The sequence below is a fragment of the Amycolatopsis methanolica 239 genome (assembly GCF_000739085.1).
GTDB lineage: Bacteria > Actinomycetota > Actinomycetes > Mycobacteriales > Pseudonocardiaceae > Amycolatopsis_E > Amycolatopsis_E methanolica.
On the sequence record NZ_CP009110.1, the window covers coordinates 7,039,462 to 7,059,888 of the forward strand.

At 70.6% G+C, this 20,427-nt stretch carries 22 protein-coding genes; 12 read left to right on the forward strand and 10 right to left on the reverse strand.

Annotated elements, in window-relative coordinates; all coding sequences use genetic code 11:
* Positions 1 to 53 precede the first annotated feature (53 nt).
* The 3 genes from AMETH_RS34425 to purQ all read left to right on the forward strand — a co-directional run bounded on the left by AMETH_RS34425 (position 54) and on the right by purQ (position 2,382).
* Positions 54 to 1,343 carry an MFS transporter gene (locus AMETH_RS34425; RefSeq protein WP_017985746.1) on the forward strand — a complete coding sequence of 430 codons (1,290 nt, stop codon included), beginning with the start codon at positions 54 to 56 and terminating at the stop codon, positions 1,341 to 1,343.
* Positions 1,344 to 1,477: 134 nt separating this feature from the next.
* Complete coding sequence (purS, locus tag AMETH_RS34430) at positions 1,478 to 1,714, forward strand: phosphoribosylformylglycinamidine synthase subunit PurS (RefSeq protein ID WP_017985747.1); 237 nt, start codon at positions 1,478 to 1,480, stop codon at positions 1,712 to 1,714.
* On the forward strand, positions 1,711 to 2,382 hold the full coding sequence (purQ, locus tag AMETH_RS34435) for a phosphoribosylformylglycinamidine synthase subunit PurQ (protein WP_017985748.1): 672 nt from the start codon (positions 1,711 to 1,713) through the stop codon (positions 2,380 to 2,382). The genes purS and purQ overlap by 4 nt, the downstream gene beginning before the upstream one ends.
* A gap of 42 nt (positions 2,383 to 2,424) precedes the next feature.
* Here purQ and AMETH_RS34440 read toward each other — a convergent pair whose 3' ends face one another.
* Together AMETH_RS34440 and AMETH_RS34445 are read right to left on the reverse strand one after the other, a co-directional pair.
* Entirely contained in the window at positions 2,425 to 4,152 is a 1,728-nt protein-coding gene (locus tag AMETH_RS34440; protein ID WP_017985749.1) for an ABC transporter ATP-binding protein, read from the reverse strand.
* A complete protein-coding gene (locus tag AMETH_RS34445; RefSeq protein ID WP_017985750.1) occupies positions 4,137 to 5,717 on the reverse strand; it encodes an ABC transporter transmembrane domain-containing protein in 1,581 nt (526 codons plus the stop codon). The genes AMETH_RS34440 and AMETH_RS34445 overlap by 16 nt, the downstream gene beginning before the upstream one ends.
* An 81-nt stretch (positions 5,718 to 5,798) precedes the next feature.
* Between AMETH_RS34445 and purL the strand changes: the two genes are divergently transcribed.
* Positions 5,799 to 8,087, forward strand: coding sequence for a phosphoribosylformylglycinamidine synthase subunit PurL (gene purL / locus AMETH_RS34450; protein WP_017985751.1), 2,289 nt, complete (start codon positions 5,799 to 5,801; stop codon positions 8,085 to 8,087).
* A gap of 14 nt (positions 8,088 to 8,101) precedes the next feature.
* On the opposite strand, the gene AMETH_RS34455 is transcribed toward purL, so the two are convergent.
* Together AMETH_RS34455 and AMETH_RS34460 are read right to left on the reverse strand one after the other, a co-directional pair.
* Positions 8,102 to 8,566 (reverse strand): hypothetical protein, encoded by a 465-nt coding sequence (locus AMETH_RS34455; protein WP_017985752.1) that lies wholly within the window; start codon positions 8,564 to 8,566, stop codon positions 8,102 to 8,104.
* A 135-nt stretch (positions 8,567 to 8,701) separates the two neighbouring features.
* Positions 8,702 to 9,178: a GNAT family N-acetyltransferase gene (locus AMETH_RS34460; protein ID WP_017985753.1), complete on the reverse strand. Its 477-nt coding sequence runs from the start codon at positions 9,176 to 9,178 to the stop codon at positions 8,702 to 8,704.
* A gap of 46 nt (positions 9,179 to 9,224) precedes the next feature.
* Between AMETH_RS34460 and AMETH_RS34465 the strand changes: the two genes are divergently transcribed.
* Positions 9,225 to 9,803, forward strand: coding sequence for a helix-turn-helix domain-containing protein (locus AMETH_RS34465; RefSeq protein WP_017985754.1), 579 nt, complete (start codon positions 9,225 to 9,227; stop codon positions 9,801 to 9,803).
* Here AMETH_RS34465 and AMETH_RS34470 read toward each other — a convergent pair.
* The 4 genes from AMETH_RS34470 to AMETH_RS34485 form a co-directional block, all read right to left on the reverse strand.
* Entirely contained in the window at positions 9,800 to 10,846 is a 1,047-nt protein-coding gene (locus tag AMETH_RS34470) for a hypothetical protein (protein WP_017985755.1), read from the reverse strand. The two genes, AMETH_RS34465 and AMETH_RS34470, sit on opposite strands and share 4 nt — an antisense overlap.
* Positions 10,847 to 11,009: 163 nt before the next feature.
* A complete protein-coding gene (locus tag AMETH_RS34475; RefSeq protein ID WP_017985756.1) occupies positions 11,010 to 11,870 on the reverse strand; it encodes a lysozyme in 861 nt (286 codons plus the stop codon).
* Positions 11,871 to 12,058: 188 nt separating this feature from the next.
* A complete protein-coding gene (locus AMETH_RS34480; protein ID WP_081617635.1) occupies positions 12,059 to 12,892 on the reverse strand; it encodes a lysozyme in 834 nt (277 codons plus the stop codon).
* Positions 12,893 to 12,985: 93 nt separating this feature from the next.
* Positions 12,986 to 13,609: a type VII secretion system-associated protein gene (locus AMETH_RS34485; protein WP_017985758.1), complete on the reverse strand. Its 624-nt coding sequence runs from the start codon at positions 13,607 to 13,609 to the stop codon at positions 12,986 to 12,988.
* Between the two features lie 65 nt (positions 13,610 to 13,674).
* Here AMETH_RS34485 and AMETH_RS34490 point away from each other — a divergent pair, with 65 nt between their 5' ends.
* Entirely contained in the window at positions 13,675 to 14,055 is a 381-nt protein-coding gene (locus AMETH_RS34490; RefSeq protein WP_038532597.1) for a sterol carrier family protein, read from the forward strand.
* Here AMETH_RS34490 and AMETH_RS34495 read toward each other — a convergent pair.
* Complete coding sequence (locus AMETH_RS34495) at positions 14,052 to 14,885, reverse strand: SAM-dependent methyltransferase (protein ID WP_026153629.1); 834 nt, start codon at positions 14,883 to 14,885, stop codon at positions 14,052 to 14,054. The genes AMETH_RS34490 and AMETH_RS34495 overlap by 4 nt on opposite strands.
* Positions 14,886 to 15,039: 154 nt before the next feature.
* Between AMETH_RS34495 and AMETH_RS34500 the strand changes: the two genes are divergently transcribed.
* The 6 genes from AMETH_RS34500 (at position 15,040) to arfB (ending at position 19,918) form a co-directional block, all read left to right on the forward strand.
* On the forward strand, positions 15,040 to 15,918 hold the full coding sequence (locus AMETH_RS34500) for a helix-turn-helix domain-containing protein (RefSeq protein ID WP_017985761.1): 879 nt from the start codon (positions 15,040 to 15,042) through the stop codon (positions 15,916 to 15,918).
* A 226-nt stretch (positions 15,919 to 16,144) separates the two neighbouring features.
* Complete coding sequence (locus tag AMETH_RS34505; protein ID WP_017985762.1) at positions 16,145 to 16,384, forward strand: DUF397 domain-containing protein; 240 nt, start codon at positions 16,145 to 16,147, stop codon at positions 16,382 to 16,384.
* The gene (locus AMETH_RS34510; protein ID WP_017985763.1) at positions 16,371 to 16,751 is read left to right on the forward strand and encodes a hypothetical protein; all 381 of its coding nucleotides are present in this window, start codon (positions 16,371 to 16,373) and stop codon (positions 16,749 to 16,751) included. Before AMETH_RS34505 ends, AMETH_RS34510 begins: the two co-directional genes overlap by 14 nt.
* Positions 16,752 to 16,885: 134 nt before the next feature.
* Positions 16,886 to 18,400, forward strand: a complete 1,515-nt coding sequence (gene purF / locus AMETH_RS34515) for an amidophosphoribosyltransferase (protein ID WP_017985764.1) — start codon at positions 16,886 to 16,888, stop codon at positions 18,398 to 18,400.
* Positions 18,401 to 18,429: 29 nt separating this feature from the next.
* The gene (gene purM / locus AMETH_RS34520) at positions 18,430 to 19,500 is read left to right on the forward strand and encodes a phosphoribosylformylglycinamidine cyclo-ligase (RefSeq protein ID WP_017985765.1); all 1,071 of its coding nucleotides are present in this window, start codon (positions 18,430 to 18,432) and stop codon (positions 19,498 to 19,500) included.
* On the forward strand, positions 19,481 to 19,918 hold the full coding sequence (gene arfB / locus AMETH_RS34525; RefSeq protein WP_017985766.1) for an alternative ribosome rescue aminoacyl-tRNA hydrolase ArfB: 438 nt from the start codon (positions 19,481 to 19,483) through the stop codon (positions 19,916 to 19,918). The genes purM and arfB overlap by 20 nt, the downstream gene beginning before the upstream one ends.
* A gap of 70 nt (positions 19,919 to 19,988) precedes the next feature.
* Here the strand turns inward: arfB and AMETH_RS34530 are convergent, their stop codons facing one another.
* Positions 19,989 to 20,426, reverse strand: a complete 438-nt coding sequence (locus tag AMETH_RS34530) for a VOC family protein (protein WP_017985767.1) — start codon at positions 20,424 to 20,426, stop codon at positions 19,989 to 19,991.
* Between the last annotated feature and the right edge of the window lies 1 nt (position 20,427).

Genomic DNA, 20,427 nt, shown 5'->3' on the forward strand with positions numbered 1-20,427 from the left:
CGGACAGCCGAACGTCATCCGAGATATCGGACAAGCAGACAACGGAGTCACCCGTGCCCCCAGCCATCCTGCGCAAGATCAGCCTGCGCCTGCTGCCCTTCCTCGGGCTGCTGTACGTGATCGCCTACATCGACCGGTCCAACGTCGGGTTCGCGAAGCTGACCCTGCAATCCGAGCTCGGCCTGTCGGCGACCGTCTACACGCTCGGCCAGGTGTTCTTCTTCGTCGCCTACGCGCTGCTGGAGGTGCCGAGCAACCTCGCCCTGCACCGCTACGGCGCGAACCGGTGGATCGCGCGGATCATGCTCACCTGGGGTCTGGTCACCGTCGCGACCGCGCTGGTGTCCACGACCTGGCAGTTCTACCTGGCGCGGTTCGCGCTCGGGGCGGCCGAGGCCGGGTTCTTCCCCGGCGTCATCTACTACCTGACCCGCTGGTTCCCGGAAAGCCACCGCAGCAAGGCGATCGGGCTGTTCATGCTGGCCGGCCCGGTGTCGTTCATCATCGGCAACCCGGCGATGGGGGCGCTGAACGACCTGCACGGCGTCCTCGGCCTGGAGGGCTGGCAGTGGATCTTCGTCGCGACCGGCGTCCCCGCCGTGCTGCTGACGCCGATCGTGCTCTGGGTCCTGCCGAAGTCGCCCGAAACCGCCAAGTGGCTGACCGACGACGAGCGCACCTGGCTGACCGGCGAGCTGCGCCGCGAGGCCGAGGCCGCCGGCGCCCAGCCGCACAGCCCCTGGGCGGTGCTCAAGGACTCACGGGTGCTGGCGATGGCCCTGTTCTTCCTGTGCTTCCCGCTGGCCACCTACGGACTCGCGTTCTGGCTGCCGACGATCGTGAAGGGCTTCGGCGACCTGTCCGGGTTCGGCGTCGGCGCGGTGTCGGCCATCCCGTACGTGTGCGTCATGGCTGGTCTTCTCCTCATACCGCGACTGGCCAACCGGCGCGAGGCGCCCTTCGGCTGGCTCGCGTTGATGCTCGGCTTCTCGATCGCCGGGTTCCTCGTCGCCGCGACCGCGAGCGCCCCGTGGCTGCAGATGATCGGACTGTGCGTCGCGTCGATCGGCGGCTACGCGGCCCAGCCGGTGATGTGGGGCCTGGTGCCGAAGTTCCTCGCCGGGGCGACCGCGGCCGCCGGCATCGCCGCGATCAACGGCATCGGCAACCTCGGCGGCGGGTTCGGCCCGATGGGCATCGCGGCGATCGTGGACGCCACCGGTTCGGCCGCGACCGGCCTGTACTTCCTGATCGCGGTGTCCGTGCTCGGCTTGTTCGGCACGTACGGACTGCGCCGGGTGCTGCGCCGTCGCACGGACACCGCGAAGGTGCTGACCGGCTAGCAGGAGAAGCAGTGGGTGTCCCAGTCGGCAGAAGGTATCCAGGTCACACCCGTCACCACCCTGGGCAGGCTGTGCCCGCAGCACAGCTAGACTCGGCTGGTACCGCCTACCTGCGATTACTGGAGCGACCCGCCGTGGCCCGTGTGGTGGTTGACGTCATGCCCAAGCCCGAGATCCTCGACCCGCAAGGTCAAGCCGTCGCCGGGGCGCTGCCGCGGCTGGGCTTCACCGGGGTCACCTCGGTGCGCCAGGGCAAGCACTTCGAGCTCGAGGTCGACGACTCGGTCGACGACGAGACGCTCGCCAAGATCGCCGAGGGCTTCCTCGCCAACCCGGTGATCGAGGAGTGGACCGTGCGGAGGCTCCCGTGAAGGTCGGTGTCATCACCTTCCCCGGCACGCTGGACGACGTGGACGCGGTCCGCGCCGCCCGCTACGCCGACGCGGAGGCGGTCAACCTGTGGCACGCGGACGAGGACCTGCACGGCGTCGACGCGGTGATCGTGCCCGGCGGCTTCTCCTACGGCGACTACCTGCGCTGCGGCGCGATCGCCCGCTTCGCCCCTGTGATGTCGTCCGTCGTCGACGCGGCCAAGGGCGGCATGCCGGTGCTCGGCATCTGCAACGGCTTCCAGATCCTGTGCGAGGCCGGGCTGCTGCCGGGCGCGCTGGTGCGGAACAAGAAGCTGCACTTCGTGTGCCGCGACCAGTGGCTGCGCGTGGAGAACAACACCACGGCGTGGACGACCCGGTACGAGGCGGGCGCCGAGATCCTGGTGCCGCTCAAGTCCGGCGAGGGCGGCTACGTCGCCGACCAGTCCACGCTGGACGAGCTGGAGGGCGAGGGCCGCGTGGTGTTCCGCTACGTCGGCGAGAACCCGAACGGGTCGCGTGACGACATCGCGGGCATCTGCAGCGCCAACGGCCGCGTCGTCGGCCTGATGCCGCACCCCGAGCACGCGATCGACGCGCTCACCGGCCCCAGCGACGACGGGCTGGGGATGTTCCTCAGCCTGGTCGACAGCCTCGTCAACGCCTGATCCGGCGGGGTTTCTCCGGGGGCGCCGGCCTCCGGAGGAACCTCAGCCGACGTTGGCGGCCGTCACCAGGCGGGAGTACGGGCCGTTCGCGGCGAGCAGTTCGGCGTGCGTGCCCAGCTCCGTGATCCGCCCGGCCTCCAGCACCGCGACCCGGTCGGCCGCCGCAGCGGTGTGCAGCCGGTGCGCGATCGCGATCACGGTCCGGCCGTCCAGCACCCCGCTCAGCGACCGCTCCAGGTGGCGCGCCGACGAGGTGTCCAGCAGCGAGGTCGCCTCGTCGAGCACCACCGTGTGCGGGTCGGCCAGCACGACCCGCGCCAGCGCCAGCTGCTGCGCGGTCGCGGCGGGCACGGCCAGCGCGCCCGAGCCGAGCTTCGTCTCCAGGCCGTCCGGCAGCCCGTCGAACCAGTCGCGCAGCCCGACCGCCCCCAGCGCGCGCACCAGCTCCTCGTCCGGCCACGAACCCGCCGGCAGCGTCAGGTTCTCCCGCAGCGTCCCGGAGAACACGTGGTGCTCCTGGGTCAGCAGCAGCACGTCGCCGCGCAGCACGTCCTCGGCCAGCTCGGACACCTCCGCGCCGCCGATCGTCACCGAACCCGAACCGGGCGCGGCGACCCCCGCCAGCAGCCTGCCGAGCGTCGACTTGCCCGCGCCGGACGGGCCGACGATCGCCAGCCGCTGCCCCGGCGGGACCCGCAGGTCGATGCCGTGCAGCACCTCGCGGCCTGCCGAGTAGCCGTAGTGCACGTCGCGCACCACGATCTCCTGGCCACGCGGCGGCGGTCCACCCGCGCGTTCCGCCTCGCCCCGCACTCCCAGGACGCGGCGCAGCGCGGTGCCCGAGACCTGCAGGTCCTCGACCCACCACATCGCCTCTTCGAGCGGCCCGGCCAGCGCCTGCACGTACACCACCATGGTGGTGATCGTGCCCAGCCCGACCAGGCCCTCGCCGTACGCCCAGCCACCGAGCAGCAGCACCGCCGCCACCGGCGTGACCTGCGCGATCTGCATCCACGGGAGCCACCCGACGGTCACCCCGCGCAGCCGCTGCTCGCCGCGGACCGCCCCGGCCAGCGTGCGGTTCCCGAGCGCGATCCGCCGCCCGGTCAGCCCGAGCGCCTCCGCCGTGCGCGCGCCCTCGGTGGTCTCGTGCAGGCTCGACTGCACCTCAGACCACTGATCGAGCATCTCCTCGACGATCCGCGGCGCGCGCCGGACGTACCAGCGCATGGTGAACACCACGATCGGCACCGCGACCAGCAGCCCGAGCGACAGCAGCGGTGAGGTGACGATCATCCCCGCGACGGTCAGCACGATCGTGATCAGCGCGATCGAGATCTCCGGGATCGCGTTGCGAACCGAAAAGTCGATTCGGTCGGCGTCGGTGGTCGCGCGGCTGATCAGGTCACCGGTGCCTGCTGCCTCGACGGTGCCCAGCGGCAGCCGCAGCGCGCGCTCGACGAACCCCTCGCGGGTCTCGGCCAGCACGCGCTCGCCGAGCATCCCGGCGCGGAAGCGCGCGAGCCGCTTCAGCACCGCCTGCACCACCAGGATCACCACGAACGCGAGCGCGAGCAGGTCGATCCGGCTGTCCCCGGCCACCGCGAGGTCCACCAGGCGCCCGAGGATCTGCGGGCCGGCGAGCCCGGCGATCGTGGCCAGGCCGAACAGTCCGATCACGACGCCGAACTCGCGGCGGTTCACGCGCAGCAGGTCCCGCGCCCAGCGCCGGGCCTCGGCGCCGGTCGCGAGAACTAGCTTGAAACGCATGTGATCACCTCGTCCGCCACCGCTTTCCACAGTGGACTTTCCGTGAAAACGACGGTCGTGCGGCCGCGGCGCAGCTCGGTGACCCGCTCGGTGATGCGGGCCTCGGTGTGCGCGTCGACGGCCGAGGTCGGTTCGTCGAGCAGCAGGGTGTCGGCGTCCAGTGCCAGCGCGCGGGCCAGGTTCAGCCGCTGCCGCTGGCCGCCGGACACCTCGCGGCCCCGCTCGCCGATCAGCTCGTCGAGCCCGTTCGGCAGGCCCTCGACGATGTCCTCGGCGTCGGCGGCCCACAGCGCGACCTCCGCCCGCTCGGCCGGGACCAGCTGGTCCCGCAGGATGCCGGAGAACCAGAGGTCCTGGTTGTGCGCGTAGACCACGCGTGACCGGAGTTCGGCCAGCGCCACGTGGTCGGCGGGCACGCCGGACACGAGCACCCGCTCGCCGGGCTCCGGGTCGGCGAACCGGGCCAGCCGCGCGGCCAGCGCCTCGGCATCCGGCCCGGCATCCACGACGGTCAGCTTCCCGGCCACCGCGGTGAAACCGGAGGTCGTGTCGTGCAGCTCCAGCGGCCCGTCCGGCAGCGCGACCGGCGCGTCCGGCTCGGACAGCAGCGGCCGCAGGCTCAGCACTGCGCAGACCTTCTTGGCCGACACCATCGCCGAGGAGAACGCGGCGGTGAACTCGGTCGCCGTGCTCACCGGCACCACCAGGAAGACCGACGACGAGTAGAACGCCACCAGCTCGCCGACGCTGAGCGTGCCCGCCGCGACGAACCGCGCGCCGAGCCAGGTGATCGCCACCGTGACCAGGCCGGGCAGCAGCACCTCGGCGCCCACCAGCCACGACTCGCTGCGCGCCACCTCGACGCCCGCCCGCCGGACCCGCTGGCTGGCGCCGCGGAACCGGCCGAGGAACTGGTGCTCGCCGCCGACGCCGCGGAGGATCCGCAGACCCGACACGATGTCCGCGGCCAGCGCGTTCACGCTGGACAGCTCCTCGCGCTGCACGCCCTTGCGGCGCTGCAGCGGCGCGACCAGCTTGCCCATGCTCAGCGTCGCGAGCGGGACCCCGACCAGCGCGATCACACCCAGCAGCGGTGACATGCCGATCAACGCCAGGCTGACGGTGAGGAAGGCCACCACCGAGCCGAACAGCCGGCCGGCCACCTCGAACACGTTGCCGATGTGGTTGATGTCCGAGGAGGACACCGCCATCACGTCACCGGTCCCGGCCTGCGGCCGCAGCGAGGCCCCGAGCCGCGCGGTGTGCTCGACGACCGCCCGCTGCGTGGCCGCGGCGCCGTGGATCCACATGGTGTGCACGGCGAAGACCAGCGCGCCGCCGCACACCGCCTGCGCGACGCCGAGCAGGACGACCAGGCCGACCCCGCCCAGCAGCTCGTCGCCCGCGCGGATGTCCTCGACCACCCCGCCGATCACGAGCGGCAGCAGCGCGCCCGGCAGCAACCACAGCGCGCCCAGGACGCACGCGGACACGGCGAGCCACGGGCGCTCCCGCAGGAGCGCACCGAGGAATCGCAGCGGCGTGAGCCGGGGCGGGAGGCGCATGACAACAGACGGTAAGTGCCGCAGCTCACCTCACGCGACCGATTTTCTGCCGGTCAGAGCGCTGCAAGTACCCTGGAAACCGTGACCGACACCCTGGCCATCGACACGACCGAGCGGGCCGCGGAAACGCCGGACCTCCCGCAGCCCTACCGCGAGCTCGGGCTCGCCGACGACGAGTACGCGCGCATCCGCGAGATCCTGGGCAGGCGGCCGACGGACGCCGAACTGGCCATGTACTCGGTGATGTGGAGCGAGCACTGCTCGTACAAGTCGTCGAAGAAGCACCTGCGCTACTTCGGCGAGACCACCACCGAGGAGATGCGCTCGAAGATGCTCGCCGGGATCGGCGAGAACGCCGGTGTCGTCGACATCGGCGACGGCTGGGCGGTCACATTCAAGGTCGAGAGCCACAACCATCCGTCCTATGTGGAGCCGTACCAGGGCGCCGCGACGGGTGTCGGCGGCATCGTGCGCGACATCCTCGCGATGGGCGCGCGGCCTCTCGCGGTGGCCGACTCGCTGCGCTTCGGCCCGGCCGACGCGCCGGACACCCGCCGCGTGCTGCCGGGTGTCGTGGCCGGCGTCGCCGGGTACGGCAACTGCCTCGGCCTGCCCAACATCGGCGGCGAGGTCGCGTTCGACGCCAGCTACGCGGGCAACCCGCTGGTGAACGCGCTGTGCGTGGGCGCGATGCGCACCGAGGACCTGCACCTGGCGTTCGCGTCCGGCACCGGCAACAAGATCATCCTGTTCGGCGCGCGGACCGGTCTGGACGGCATCGGCGGCGTGTCGGTACTGGCCAGCGACACCTTCTCCGGCGACGAGAACTCCGGCGGCCGCAAGAAGCTGCCGAGCGTCCAGGTCGGCGACCCGTTCACCGAGAAGGTGCTCATCGAGTGCTGCCTGGAGCTGTTCCAGCAGAAGCTCGTCGTCGGCATCCAGGACCTCGGCGGCGCGGGCCTGTCCTGCGCGACGTCGGAACTGGCCGCGGCCGGCGACGGCGGCATGCGCGTCGAGCTGGACAAGGTGCCGCTGCGCGCCGAGGGCATGACGCCGGCGGAGATCCTCTCCAGCGAGTCGCAGGAGCGGATGTGCGCGGTCGTCGAACCGTCCAAGGTGGACGCCTTCCTCACGGTGTGCGCGAAGTGGGACGTCATCGCCACCGTCATCGGCGAGGTCACCGACGGTGACCACCTGGTGGTGACCTGGCACGGCGAGACCGTGGTGGACGTGCCGCCGCGCACCGTGGCGCACCAGGGCCCGGTGTATGACCGGCCGGTCGCCCGTCCGTCCACTCAGGACGCGCTGCAGGCGGACACGCCGGAGAAGCTGCACCGTCCGTCCACTCCGGACGAGCTGCGGGAGACGCTGCTGAAGGTGGTCTCGTCGCCGAACCAGGCGTCGAAGGAGTGGGTGACCGACCAGTACGACCGGTACGTGCGCGGCAACACGGTGCTGTCGCAGCCGTCAGACGGCGGCATGATCCGCATCGACGAGGAGACCGGGCGCGGCGTCGCGGTGTCGACGGACTGCAACAGCCGGTTCGTGTACCTCGACCCGTACGCGGGGGCGCAGATCGCGCTGGCCGAGGCGTACCGCAACGTGGCGACGACGGGCGCCACCCCGCTGGCCGTGACGGACTGCCTGAACTTCGGGGCGCCCACGGACCCGGGCGTGATGTGGCAGTTCGAGCAGGCCGTGCACGGCATCGCCGACGGGTGCGCGCAGCTGGGGATCCCGGTGACCGGCGGCAACGTGAGCTTCTACAACCAGACCGGCGAGACGGCGATCCTGCCGACGCCTGTGGTCGGCGTGCTCGGCGTGATCGACGACGTGCGGCGGCGCATCCCGACCGGGATCGGCGCCGAGGCGGGCGAGACGCTGCTGCTGCTCGGCGAGACGCACGACGAGTTCGGCGGTTCGGCGTGGGCACATGTGATCCACGGGCACCTGGGTGGCCTGCCGCCGAAGGTGGACCTGGAGCGCGAGCGGCTGCTGGCGGAAATCCTGGTCGCCGGCTCGCGTGACGGGATGATCTCGGCCGCGCACGACCTCTCCGACGGCGGCCTGGCACAGGCCCTGGTGGAGATGGTGCTGATCGGCCAGTGCGGCGCGCGGGCCCTGCTCGACGAGGACGCCGACCCGTTCGTGCAGTTGTTCTCGGAGTCCACCGGGCGCGTCCTGGTGGCCGTGCCGCGGACCGAGGAGCTGCGGTTCACGGAGATGTGCACGGCCCGCGGCCTGCCCTGGCGCAAGGCCGGCGTCGTGGACCCGGAGGCGGGCGGCCTGGAGATCCAGGGCGTGGCGACCTTCGGGATGGAAGAACTGCGCGACGCGTTCGAGAGCACGCTCCCGAAGCTGTTCGACTGAGGAGTCAGCGGGCGCTACTGCCGCAGCGCGGTGGCGCCCGCGAACTCGGCACCGTCGAAGGTGGCGCCGCGCCGGAACTCGGCCTGCGCGAAGTTGACCTCGTTCGCCGAGCACATGCCGCCGAACCCGGCGCGTTCGCGGAAGACCGCACCTGCGAAGGTGAGTGGGCCGCACGGTTCCGCGGCGGTGAAGTAGACGCGGCCACGGAACTCGGTACCGCTGAAGTTCGTGCGGTGCAGCAGTTGCGCACGCTGCATCAGCAGACGGCCGACGACCCGGCCGGACAGGTCGAGGTCGAACGTCGGCGCCGCGTCGGCTCGCTTCGGGAGCAGGTCGCGGACGAGCCGCTGCGCGGCGACCCGGACCACATCCTTCGCCGACACAGCCAGCGCGTGCCGCGCTCGGACGCGCACCTGGTCGGCGTCGTGGCCGAGAAGTTCCACCGACTTGGCGAAGCGTTCGTCCGTGACAGCCTTCAACGCAGCTCCAGCCGGTTCCGCTCGTCCTAGGTCCGCTGACGACGTTCCGTTACGCGGCTGTCGTTGAGCCGCGTCGCGCTCAACCGTGGGCGGCAGAACCACGACCAGCACAGCGGCCCCCAGCAGGCCGGAACCCTAGATCAGGCTCTTCTGCAGCAGCAGCGTATCTAGCCAGCGGTCGTGCTTGTAGCCGACGTTGCGGAGCACTCCGACGTCGTCGAAGCCGCGGCGGCGGTGCAGCGCGGGTGAGGCCGGGTTGCGTTCCGGGTCGGCGACCACCGCGATCACCTCGCGGATGCCGTTCTCGTGGCAGCGGGACAGGAGCGCGTCCAGCAGCACGCCGCCCACGCCGCGGCCCGTCGACCACGGTGCGAGGTAGATCGAGTTCTCCGCCGTGCGGCGGTAGGCCGGGCGTGTCTTCCACGGCGAGCAGTACGCGTAGCCGGCGACGCGGCCGTCCACTTCGGCCACCAGGAACGGCAGGCCGGCATCGGTGATCGCGGTGAAGCGGCGGGTCCACTCGGCCAGGTCCGGCGACTCCAGCTCGAACGTCGCCGTGCTGGTCCGCACGTAACCCTCGTAGATCCCGGCGATGGCCGGCAGGTCGGCCACCCCAGCCGATTTCACTATAGGAGAATCAACCACTACTATAGGATACATGGATCTCGGCGCGCTGGGCAGGCGCATCCAGACCGCCCGCACTGGGCGCGGCATGACGCTGCAGGGGCTCGCCGACCGGTCGGGGGTCAGCGTCAGCATGTTGTCCGCCGTCGAACGGGGCTCGAAGGCGCCGACCGTCGTGGTGCTGGACCGGATCGCGGAGGGGCTCGGGCTGCCGCTGGCGGACCTGCTCACCGAGCCGCCGCGGATGGTCGTTCGCCGGGCCGCGGACCAGGACCTGGTCGACGAGCCGGGCGGGTGGCAGCGGACGATCCTCACCCCCGTCGTGCCGGGGGTGAACTTCGAGTGGATCCGCTCGACGCTGCCCGCGAGCTGCGAGGCCGGCACCTACCCGCCCTACGCGGCGGGCTCGCACGAGTTCATCTACGTGCAGTCCGGCGTCCTCACGCTGACGATCGACGAGGACACCCTGGAACTGGAAGAGGGTGACAGCCTCTACCTTCCGGCAGACGTCACCCTCTCCTACGCCAACCGCGCCGCGACGCCCTGCACGTACTACGTCGCGGCGCTGATCATGCGGCCGAGGCGCCCCGGCCTCGGCCGCCGATCCGGCTAGAACACCCCGAACACCGAGACGCAGAAGCCTTCGCCGTCGAAGTTCTCCGCGAAGAACAGGCCGGTGACCTGCTCGCCCTGCTGCGTGCCGGTCAGGTCGCCGGACACCATGGTGTCCGTGGCGCTGTCGTAGGTCGGCGTCACGTTGGCGCGCTTCTCGGCGGCCTCCCGCGCGTCGTCCTTGTTGTCCTGCGTCGCGTCGGAGCAGACCAGCGAGGTCACGCCGTTGACGTCACCGGCCGCCATCTTGGCCAGGAAGTCCTCGACCATCGCCTTGCCGTCGCTGCCGCCGGTGCCCCCGGTCGACGAGCTGCTGGACGACGTCGGCGTGCGGCTGCCCGACGAGCGCGAGGTGGACGTGCGGGTCGAGCCGCCGCTGCCGGACGCCCTGGTCTCCAGGTCCTTCCAGCACCACTTGCCGTTGACCTTCGCCAGGGTGCCGGTGCCGGTGCCGTCCTCGCCGCCCGCGGTCGCGGTGAACTCGACCGTCGCGGTGTCGCCGTTCTCCGTGATCTTGCCGATCGTGATGCTGTCGACGTCGTCGACGTTCTCGATCGCCGAGGTGACCGACCGGTCCGCGTCCGCGCACTTCAACGCGTTGAGCGCGTTCTTGTCGTGTTTCTTGATCCCGTCGATCACCTGCTGCGCGACCGCCTGGGGCCCGTCGTCCTTGGAGTCGCCGAGGAAGAAGCCCGGCACCCAGAACCCGGTGATGCCCAGCGCCGCCAGCACGACGACGAGACCGACCGACAGGCCGATCCACAGGCCCTTCTTGCTGCCGCCACCACCGGGCGGCGGGCCGCCGTAGCCGAACTGCGCGGTCTGCGGGTAGTTCGGGTCGTAGCCCGGGTGCTGCTGGCCATAGCCGGGCTGCTGCCCGTATCCGGGCTGGCCGTAGGGCTGCTGGCCCGGGTACTGCTGGCCGCCGTACTGCCCACCCTGCTGCGGAAAGCCCCCGGACTGGGGGTAGCCGCCCTGCTGCTGGCCGTACGGATCTGGTTGCTGACCGTAATCCGGCTGTCCCGGCTGCGGTGGGTAGGTCATCGACGTCGCCCTTCCTGGATCGCTACGCCCTGCTCGGACGTATCGGCGCCGAACCTGGTTCCCCCACGCCCGGACAATCGCATTGATCACGGGCATTGTGCCTGGCGACCCCGACAAAAGCGAAGGAGACTCCCACCACGGACGGGCGGGAGCCTCCTCGCGGTCAGCCCTTCGAGGTGGCGAGCACCTGCAGCCGGTCGTACGCGCCGTTGAAGGTGTTCTGGTCGATCGGGCTCGACGAGTACTGCCAGAACGTGTGGAAACCCCAGTTGTAGGGCAAGGTGCCCACCGTCGAGGCGTAGCGCGCGATCCACAGCGGGTTCGTCGCCGCGAACGCCCCGTCGACGCACTGGTTCCACCAGCTCGTGCTGGTGTAGATCACCGGGTACCGCCCGGTGCGGGCGTGGTAGGTGTCACTGAAGTCCTTGATCCAGGCAGTCATCCCGCTCTTGGACAAGCCGTAACAGGTCGGGCCGTACGGGTTGTACTCCATGTCCAGCGCGCCCGGCAGCGTCTTGCCGTCCGCCGACCAGCCCCCACCGTGGTCGACGAAGTAGTTGGCCTGCGCGGCGCCGGACGCCGTGTCCGGGGTGGCGAAGTGGTAGGCGCCGCGGATCATGCCGATGTTGTAGGAGCCGTTGTACTGCTGCGCGAAGTACGGGTTGGTGTAGTACGTGCCCTCGGTCGCCTTGACGTAGGCGAACCGCTTGCCCTGGCCCCAGTAGTTCGCCCAGTCGACGTTGCCCTGGTGGCCGCTGACGTCGATGCCCTCCACCGTCGCGGCCGCCGCGGTGTCGCCGGCGGCGACGGCCTGCGTCTCCGCGGTCGAGTGTTCGCCCTCGACGCGCGCGATCTGCGAACCCATCGGGTGATCGTAACGAGCGACGTAGTCGTCGACCGGCATCCCGTTGACGGTGGCCGGAGCCGCGCCGGCCGGGGCCAGGGCGCCGAGCACGAGCACGGCGACCGACGCGGCGGCGGCGGACGTGGCGAACCGCCGCCATCTCTTGCGTGGACCAGACATATCCGAGTCCTTTCCATTGCCCTCGCTGAGGACGGTCTTGGTTGCAGGGAGACCGTCCAGGCCGTGATTCTTGATGACGACTTGCCGCTTTGTCACCGAATCCCGTGAATTTCCCATGACGGGTGGGTGATTCCCGCATGTCGCCGGCGACGGCCCGACTTTCGTAGTAACTCGACCGGATTACGACGTCAGTTGTTGATGGCGAAACCCTTGACCTGGTCCAGCGGTCCGTTGAAGACGTTCTGGTCGCCCGGCAGCACTCCCGAGTCGGCGAACTGCCAGATGAACTGGCGCGACCACCCGGCGGGCAGCAGGCCGACGGTCGGCTGGTAGCGGGCTATCCACAGCGGATTGTTCTGCCCGAACCCGGCGTTGTTCCCGGTGCACTTGTTCCACCAGTTGGTCGAGGTGTAGACGACCGGGAAGCGGCCGGTGCGGGAGTGGTAGGTGTCCGAGAAGTCGCGGATCCACTCGCCCATGCGCTTCGGGTCGAGGCCGTAGCAGGCCTCGCCGTACGGGTTGTACTCCACGTCGAGTGCCCCGGGCAGCGTCCGCCCGTCCGGCGTCCAGCCGCCGCCGTGCGCGAGGAAGTACTCGGCCTGCTCGCGGCCGCCGGAGACGTCCGGGCGCGCGAAGTGGTAGGCGCCGCGGATCATCCCGATGTGGTAGGAACCGTTGTACTGCTGGGTGAAACGCTTGTTGATGAACCCCGTGCCCTCGGTGGCCTTGACGTAGACAAACCGGCCGCCCGCACCCCAGGCGCCCGGCCAGTTCACGTCGCCCTGGTGCCCGCTGACGTCGTGCCCCAGCGCACCAGCGTCCGCGTTGTACCGGGGCGGATCGCCCTTGCCCTCGACGGCGGCGATCTGCGAACCGGCGAAAGTGCTTTCCGCCTTCGAGTAGTCCGGTGTGGACGCGGCGGACGACCCCGCTCCGCACACGGCCGTCGTCCCCAGCGCCACGGACACGAGCAGCGTGCCCAAGCGCAGTTTCGAACTCCAGAATTGCACGGCGACTCCCATCCTCCGATGGTGTCACGATGCCTCGATGGAGCGCTTTTTGCGAGTCGGCTTACCTCGAAAGCGTGATTCGACTGGCTTAACCGTGCAGAATGTTTAGGGTTTTTGCTCCTGCTCGAGCGCGGCCACCAAGTGCTCGGCAGGCACCACCGCGGTCACGACGTCGTGCGGGTTGATCGCCACCGCGTGACCCGCGAGCAACGGCACCATGTCGCGGCCGAGTACCGCCCTCGCGTGCGGCCACTCCGGCGGCACCAGCGACTTCGACGTGTACGCGGGCACCAGGACGCGGCCGTCGGTGTTGTGGAACCCGATGACGGTGCGCTGCATGGGCGCGAGCGCGTAGACGAACAGCGTCGAGTCGAGGATCACCGGCGGCAGGTCGCTCGCCGGCCGGTGGTTGGTCCGGACGAGCTGCAGCAGCCGCTCCAGGTCGTTGCGCGGCTCCGGGAACCCGAGCGCCTTCGGCGACGGCCGGTAGCGGTCGTTGGGGTGGAAGTCCTCCACGATGTTGCCGCTGCCGTTGACCGGGTACGCGCCCACGACGGCCCACGATGGCACCGGCCCGTTGGGATCGAACGCCTCGTCGATCACGTAGAGCCAGCTGTTCGGGTTCGCCCTGGCGTTGGCGCGCATCTCCTCGGTGATCTTGGGCTTGCCCGTCTTGTGCTCGGGCTGAGGATTGGGTAGAAGCCGATCCGCCTCGTCCCGCTGCGCCATGTGCGAACCCCGTGTTTCCGCGTCACCTTGCTCACGTCTGCTGCTGTGCACTCTACTGTTTGACCATGCCCGCACCGCGTCCGGTTGACCCCGCTGAGTTGAGAGCCGCGCTGCAGGTCGTTTCGGCTTGGTTGAGCGGAGAAGCCGACCGGCCTGCCCGCCCGGAGCTCGCCGCGGCCGTCCGGCTGAGCCTGCGCACGCTCGCCCAGGACGCCCCTGGCAGGAGCGTCGAGGTGCGGGTGCCGCCGTTCGCGGCGGTGCAGTGCGTCGAGGGGCTGCGGCACACCCGCGGCACGCCGCCGAACGTGGTCGAGACGGACCCGCGGACGTGGCTGGAACTGGCCACGGGCCGTCTCGAGTGGACGGACGCGGTGCGGGAGGGCCGGGTCGCCGCGTCCGGGACCCGGGCCGACCTCTCGCACTGGCTGCCGATAGTGCGTCTCTAGGGTTTCCGGCCGACTCCACCCGCGATGCACTGGCGGACGAGATTCAGGGGGTGCAGCCGCGGGCCGTCCGGCCACCAGTCGTCGCACAGGACGAGGCCCGGCTCGACCATCTCCAGGCCGGGGAACAGGGCCTGGATCTCCTCCCTGGTCCGGAACCGGCCGCTGCCCATCGGGCTGTGGACGAACTTCTCCTCCATCTTCGCGGCCAGCTCGGCGTGCTCCGGCGTGCCCGGGTTGTAGAAGTGGGCGATGGAGACGTACGAACCGGGGGCCAGCGCGTCGACGTAGGTGGCCATCTTCTCACCGCCGTCGTCGCCGAGGTAGTGGTGCCAGGTGCCGATCTGCAGCAGCGCGATCGGCCGCGAGAAGTCCAGGAACTCGCGGATCTCCGGGTGTTCGAGGATCTGCTCCGGCTGGAAGATGTCCGCGGCGACGAAGTGCGTGCGGTCGTTCTCTTCGAGCAGCGCGCGGCCGTGCGCGAGCACCACCGGGTCGTTGTCGACGTAGAGGACCTTCGCCTCGGGGTGCACCCGCTGCACGACCTGGTGGGTGTTCTCGGCCGTCGGCAGCCCGGAGCCGAGGTCGAGGAACTGGTCGATGCCCGCCTGCATGGCCAGGAACCGGCAGGAGCGGATCAGGAAGTCCCGGTTGGCCCAGGCCAGGTCGTTGACCTGCGGGGCGACGGTGCGGACCTGCGCCAGCACCTGCCGGTCGATCTCGTAGTTGTCCTTGCCGTTGAGCGCGGCGTCGTACACGCGCGCGATGCTCGCCCTCGTCGGGTCCACACCGACGGGAACTGCACTCGGATAGGGAGCGGTGGCACCGGACATCGCGGGTCTCCCGGGCGTATCGAATGTGAATGGAATTGTCGGACCCACGTAGGGTAAGGGGCGTGCCGCGCCCGGTAAATCCACACCGCGCTTGACTGCGGCCCACCGCGCTGTAAGTTGGATGACTGGTGATTTCTGCGAGGAAGGGTCTTTGATGGCTCCCATCGACCTCCCCGGCTCCGAACAGGCCACCGGCCCGACGGCTCGCCGGATGATCCTCGGTACCCAGCTCCGCCGCCTGCACGAGAAGGCGGGCATCACACGCGCCAAGGCGGCGTGGGAGATCCGCGCGTCCGAGTCGAAGATCAGCCGGATGGAGCTGGGCCGCGTCGGCTTCAAGGAACGCGACGTCACCGACCTGCTGACCATGTACGGCGTCCACGACCCGGCCGAGCGGGAATGGGCCGTCAAGATGGTCAAGGAGTCCAACCAGCCCGGCTGGTGGCACCCCTACAACGACCTCGTCCCCAGCTGGTTCGACAACTACATCGGCCTGGAGGAGGCGGCCTCCCGGATCCGCACCTACGAGCTGATGTTCGTGCCCGGCCTGCTGCAGACCGAGCGCTACGCGCGTGCGGTGATCAGCCACGGCGACCCGGACAGCCGGGACGAGGGCGTCGAGCGCAAGGTGGGCCTGCGGATGCGCCGCCAGAAGCTGCTCAGCGGGCCGAAACCGCCGCGGCTGTGGGCGGTCCTCGACGAGGCCGTGCTGGAGCGCCCGTTCGGCGGCGCCGCCGTCCTCAAGCAGCAGATCAGCCACCTGCTGGAGCTCATCGACCTGCCCAACGTCACCATCCAGGTCATCCCGTTCGACATGAGCGGGTTCGCCGCGGAAAGCGCCTTCTCGCTGCTGCAGTTCGCCGAGCCGGACCTGCCGAACATCGCCTACGTCGAGCACCTCAATGGCGCGCAGTACCTGGAGAAGCCGGAGGACCTGGAGGTCTACGGCCGTGCTTTCGACCGGCTCGCCGTCGACGCGGAAACACCCGATCGGACGCGGCAGATGTTGTTGAAGAAGCGGGAAGAGCTTTAGACGAAATAGGTGACGACGAGTAGTCGGAACGAGGCCACCGAGGCCAGTTCTTGTCACCCGATCGAACTACATGCCCCGCCGCATTCCTCACCCTCTGATCTGAGATTAGTCTCGGCCGTGCACGTGCATTTACCCGTGCAGTCACCAGTGGTAGCGTGATCGCCACAAGGCCAGTGCGCGTGCATTTGCACCGCGCAGATGCACTGACCCGGAAGGTTGGGGAAGTATGGCTGAGCAGTTCGTGAACGGCATGCCCGCCGGCGCCCTCACCGGCGCGTCCTGGCGCAAGAGCGCACGCAGCGGAGCCAACGGCAACTGCGTCGAGTTCGCCCAGCTGTCCACGGACCGGTTCGCCGTCAGAAACTCCCGCTACCCCGAAGGCCCCGCGCTCATCTACACCCGCGACGAACTGGCCGCGTTCGTCGCGGGGGCGAAGGACGGCGAGTTCGACGATGTCCTCAACTGACACGGCCAGGTCGGTCGACGACCTGCTGCAGGACCTGATCGCCCGCGGTTACCAGTTCGTGCACCCGCGCGACGCGAAGGGCGCCGTGATCGCGGTCGTCGGCGTCCGCGCGCACGACGCGGTGATCGACGTGGTCCGCCTCAACGCCGAGGACGACGTGGTCGCCACCCGCATCCCCGGCGACGAGGACGACGTCCTCGCCCCGCGGACGGTGCTGTGGCGCACCGCGGGCGAGGCCGCCCCGGTGCTGGACGAGCTGCTCGCCCTGCCGGACGACGCCGCGGCGCCCTCCGACGAGTCGTCCAGTCGCGGCGGCTGCTGGGTGCCCACCGGCACCGGCCGCTCCACCTGGCTCGCCGCGAGCTGACCCGCAGGCCGCTCCCGTGAGGGGAAGTCGGCGCCCGGTGGTCAGTGGCCAGCGCCACTGACCACTGGGCGTCACTTCGATCGTCCACGACCTACACTTGAGTAGGCCTGCCCTCGTCTCCAGGGAGCACTTTCGTGGTTTCCCACCACATCGACGACCAGCCCGAGCGCGAACCGCGAGAAGAGTGCGGTGTCTTCGGTGTCTGGGCCCCCGGTGAAGAAGTCGCGAAGATGGCCTATTACGGCCTGTACGCGCTCCAGCACCGTGGGCAAGAAGCCGCCGGCATCTCGGTCTCGGACGGCAAGCAGATCGTGGTCTTCAAGGACCTCGGACTGGTCAGCCAGGTGTTCGACGAGCAGGTGCTCTCCTCGCTGCAGGGGCACATCGCGGTCGGGCACTGCCGGTACTCCACCACCGGGTCCTCGACCTGGGAGAACGCCCAGCCGATGTTCCGCCACACGGCGACCGGCAGCGGCATCTCCTTCGCCCACAACGGCAACCTGGTCAACACCGCCGAGCTGCGGGACCGCACCCGCGCCGCGGGCCTCAAGCCGCACCGCGAGCTGACCGGCTCCTCCAGCGACTCCGACCTGGTCGTCGGCCTGCTCGCGGACGCCGCCGCGGACAAGGGCACCGAGGCCGCCGCGCTGGACCTGCTGCCCACCCTGCGCGGCGCGTTCTGCCTGGTCTTCGCCGACGAGTCGACGCTCTACGCCGCCCGCGACCCGCACGGCGTGCGCCCGCTGGTGCTCGGCAGGCTGGAGCGCGGCTGGGTCGTCGCGAGCGAGACCGCGGCGCTGGACATCGTCGGCGCGTCGTTCGTCCGCGAGGTCGAGCCGGGCGAGCTGATCGCGATCGACGGCGAGGGCCTGCGGTCCTCGCGCTTCGCCAGCCCGGAGCCCAAGGGCTGCGTGTTCGAGTACGTCTACCTGGCCCGGCCGGACACCTCCATCGCCGGCCGCAGCGTGCACGCCACCCGCGTGGACATCGGCAAGCGGCTGGCCGCGGAGAACCCGGTCGAGGCCGACCTGGTCATCCCGGTGCCTGAGTCCGGCACCCCCGCGGCGATCGGGTACGCGCAGGCCAGCGGCATCCCGTACGGCCAGGGCCTGGTCAAGAACGGCTACGTCGGCCGCACGTTCATCCAGCCCTCGCAGACCATCCGCCAGCTGGGCATCCGCCTCAAGCTGAACCCGCTGCGCGACGTGATCCGGGGCAAGCGGCTGGTCGTGGTGGACGACTCGATCGTCCGCGGCAACACCCAGCGCGCCCTGGTGCGGATGCTGCGCGAGGCGGGCGCGCTCGAGGTGCACGTCCGGATCGCGTCGCCGCCGGTGCGCTGGCCGTGCTTCTACGGCATCGACTTCGCATCCCGGGCCGAGCTGGTGGCCAACGGCGCCGACCTGGAGGGCATCCGGCGCCTCATCGGCGCCGACTCGCTGGGCTACGTGTCGCTGGACAGCCTGGTCGCCGCGTCCGAGCAGCCGAAGACCCGGCTGTGCACGGCCTGCTTCGACGGCCAGTACCCGATTCCGCTGCCGGACGACGCGCTGATCGGCAAGTACGTGCTGGAAGGGCTCGACCCGGCGGATGCCAGGACCGTCACCCAGGCCGGGTACGGTGCTGAGGATGCCGTCCGGCGTCCGTGAGCCCAGTCGAGTTCAGGAGTCCGCTTGCCGTGAGCGAGTCCACGAGCGCAACCTATGCCGCAGCCGGCGTCGACATCGAAGCCGGTGACCAGGCGGTCGAGCTGCTGAAACCGCACGCGGAGCGCGCGAGCAGGCCCGAGGTGCTTGGCGGGGTCGGCGGGTTCGCCGGGTTGTTCTCCCTCAAGCTGGACCGGTGGAAGGAGCCGGTGCTCGCGTCGTCCACCGACGGCGTCGGCACGAAGATCGCGGTCGCGCAGGCGCTCGACAAGCACGACACGGTCGGCATCGACCTCGTCGCGATGGTCGTGGACGACCTGGTCGTCACCGGCGCCGAGCCGCTGTTCCTGCAGGACTACATCGCCGTCGGCCGGGTCGTGCCGGAGAAGATCGCCGCGCTGGTCGCGGGCATCGCCGAGGGCTGCGTCCAGGCGGGCTGCGCGTTGCTGGGCGGCGAGACCGCCGAGCACCCCGGCCTGATGGGCGAGCACGACTACGACATCTCGGCCACCGGGGTCGGCGTGGTCGAGGCGTCCGAGGTGCTCGGGCCGGAGCGCGTGCGCCCCGGTGACGTGGTCATCGGCATGGGCGCGTCCGGGCTGCACTCCAACGGTTACTCGCTGGCCAGGCACGTGCTGCTGGAGATCGCGCGGATGCCGCTGGAGGGGCACGTCGAGGAGTTCGGCCGCACCCTCGGTGAGGAGATGCTCGAGCCGACCCGGATCTACGCCAAGGACTGCCTGGCGCTGGCCGCCGAGGCCGACGTGCGCACGTTCGCGCACATCACCGGCGGCGGGCTGGAGGCCAACCTGGCGCGGGTCATCCCGGCCGGGCTGCGCGCCGAGCTGGAGCGGAGCACGTGGACGCCGGCGCCCGTGTTCGCGTTGATCCAGCAGCGCGGCAAGGTCGAGCGGGCCGAGATGGAGAAGACGTTCAACATGGGCGTCGGCATGGTCGCGGTGGTCGGCTCCGAGGACGTCGACCGGGCGCTGGCCGTGCTGACCGCACGACACGTGCCGGCGTGGGTACTGGGCGAGATCCGCACGACCGAGGACACCGAGGCCCCGCGCGCGGTGCTGACCGGTGACCACCCCCGGTTCTGACCTGCAGGTTTCCCGGCGGCTGGTGATCCCGGCCGCGGAGCTGCGCGAACGGTTCTCCCGGTCATCCGGGCCTGGTGGTCAGGGCGTGAACACCACGGACTCACGGGTCGAGCTGTCGTTCGACGTGGCCCGGTCGCCGTCAGTCCCGGACGACCTGCGGCCGCGGCTGCTGGAGCGGTTGCGGTCGCGCCTGGTCGACGGGGTGCTGACGATCGCGGCCAGCGAGCACCGCGCGCAGCTGGCCAACCGCGAGGCCGCGCGCGAGCGGCTGGTGGCGGTCCTGCGCGCCGCGGCCGCGCCACCCCCGCCGCCGCGCCGCCCCACCAAACCGTCGCGCGGCGCCAAGGAGCGACGGCTGGCGGCGAAGAAGCGGCGGGGCGACGTCAAGCGCGGCCGCCGCGGCAGGTTCGACGACTAGGTCTGTCGCTAGGAACGTCGTAGGCCCGGTGACTGCGGTGAGCCGGCCACCCTGCTGTGGTGGTCCACAGCTAGTCCAGGCAGAACTCGTTGCCCTCGATGTCGGCCATGACGATGTGCCCGAACGCCATCGGCGGCGCCGGCTCGTGGCGGTGGATGCGCTTCGCGCCGTGGGCTCTCAGCCGCTCGGCTTCCGCTTCCAGCGCCGCCATCCGCTCGTCGCCCTGGAGGCCGGGGGCCGCGCGCACGTCGAGGTGCACCCGGTTCTTCACCGTCTTGCCCTCCGGCACCTTCTGGAAGAACAGCCGTGGGCCCTTGCCGTCGGGGGCGACCACGGCGGAGGCGTCGTTGCGCCGCTCCGGCGGCACGCCCATCGCCTCCAGCGCCTGGTCCCACGAGTCGAACCCGGCGGGCGGGGCCTGCAGCTCGTAGCCGAGGGCCTCGGCCCAGAACGCGGAGACCGCGGCCGGGTCGGCGCAGTCGAAGGTGACCTGGATTTCGCGGGCCATG

What these genes read in the sequence shown, in the direction of transcription:
- AMETH_RS34470 (WP_017985755.1), bottom strand. Translation starts at nt 10,846, where the DNA reads ATGACCTACCCACCGCAGCCGGGACAGCCGGATTACGGTCAGCAACCA.
- AMETH_RS34530 (WP_017985767.1), bottom strand. Translation starts at nt 20,426, where the DNA reads ATGGCCCGCGAAATCCAGGTCACCTTCGACTGCGCCGACCCGGCCGCG.
- AMETH_RS34500 (WP_017985761.1), top strand. Translation starts at nt 15,040, where the DNA reads ATGGCTCCCATCGACCTCCCCGGCTCCGAACAGGCCACCGGCCCGACG.
- AMETH_RS34490 (WP_038532597.1), top strand. Translation starts at nt 13,675, where the DNA reads ATGCCCGCACCGCGTCCGGTTGACCCCGCTGAGTTGAGAGCCGCGCTG.
- AMETH_RS34465 (WP_017985754.1), top strand. Translation starts at nt 9,225, where the DNA reads ATGGATCTCGGCGCGCTGGGCAGGCGCATCCAGACCGCCCGCACTGGG.
- AMETH_RS34445 (WP_017985750.1), bottom strand. Translation starts at nt 5,717, where the DNA reads ATGCGCCTCCCGCCCCGGCTCACGCCGCTGCGATTCCTCGGTGCGCTC.
- AMETH_RS34495 (WP_026153629.1), bottom strand. Translation starts at nt 14,885, where the DNA reads ATGTCCGGTGCCACCGCTCCCTATCCGAGTGCAGTTCCCGTCGGTGTG.
- AMETH_RS34485 (WP_017985758.1), bottom strand. Translation starts at nt 13,609, where the DNA reads ATGGCGCAGCGGGACGAGGCGGATCGGCTTCTACCCAATCCTCAGCCC.
- AMETH_RS34480 (WP_081617635.1), bottom strand. Translation starts at nt 12,892, where the DNA reads ATGGGAGTCGCCGTGCAATTCTGGAGTTCGAAACTGCGCTTGGGCACG.
- AMETH_RS34475 (WP_017985756.1), bottom strand. Translation starts at nt 11,870, where the DNA reads ATGTCTGGTCCACGCAAGAGATGGCGGCGGTTCGCCACGTCCGCCGCC.
- AMETH_RS34510 (WP_017985763.1), top strand. Translation starts at nt 16,371, where the DNA reads ATGTCCTCAACTGACACGGCCAGGTCGGTCGACGACCTGCTGCAGGAC.
- AMETH_RS34505 (WP_017985762.1), top strand. Translation starts at nt 16,145, where the DNA reads ATGGCTGAGCAGTTCGTGAACGGCATGCCCGCCGGCGCCCTCACCGGC.
- AMETH_RS34440 (WP_017985749.1), bottom strand. Translation starts at nt 4,152, where the DNA reads ATGCGTTTCAAGCTAGTTCTCGCGACCGGCGCCGAGGCCCGGCGCTGG.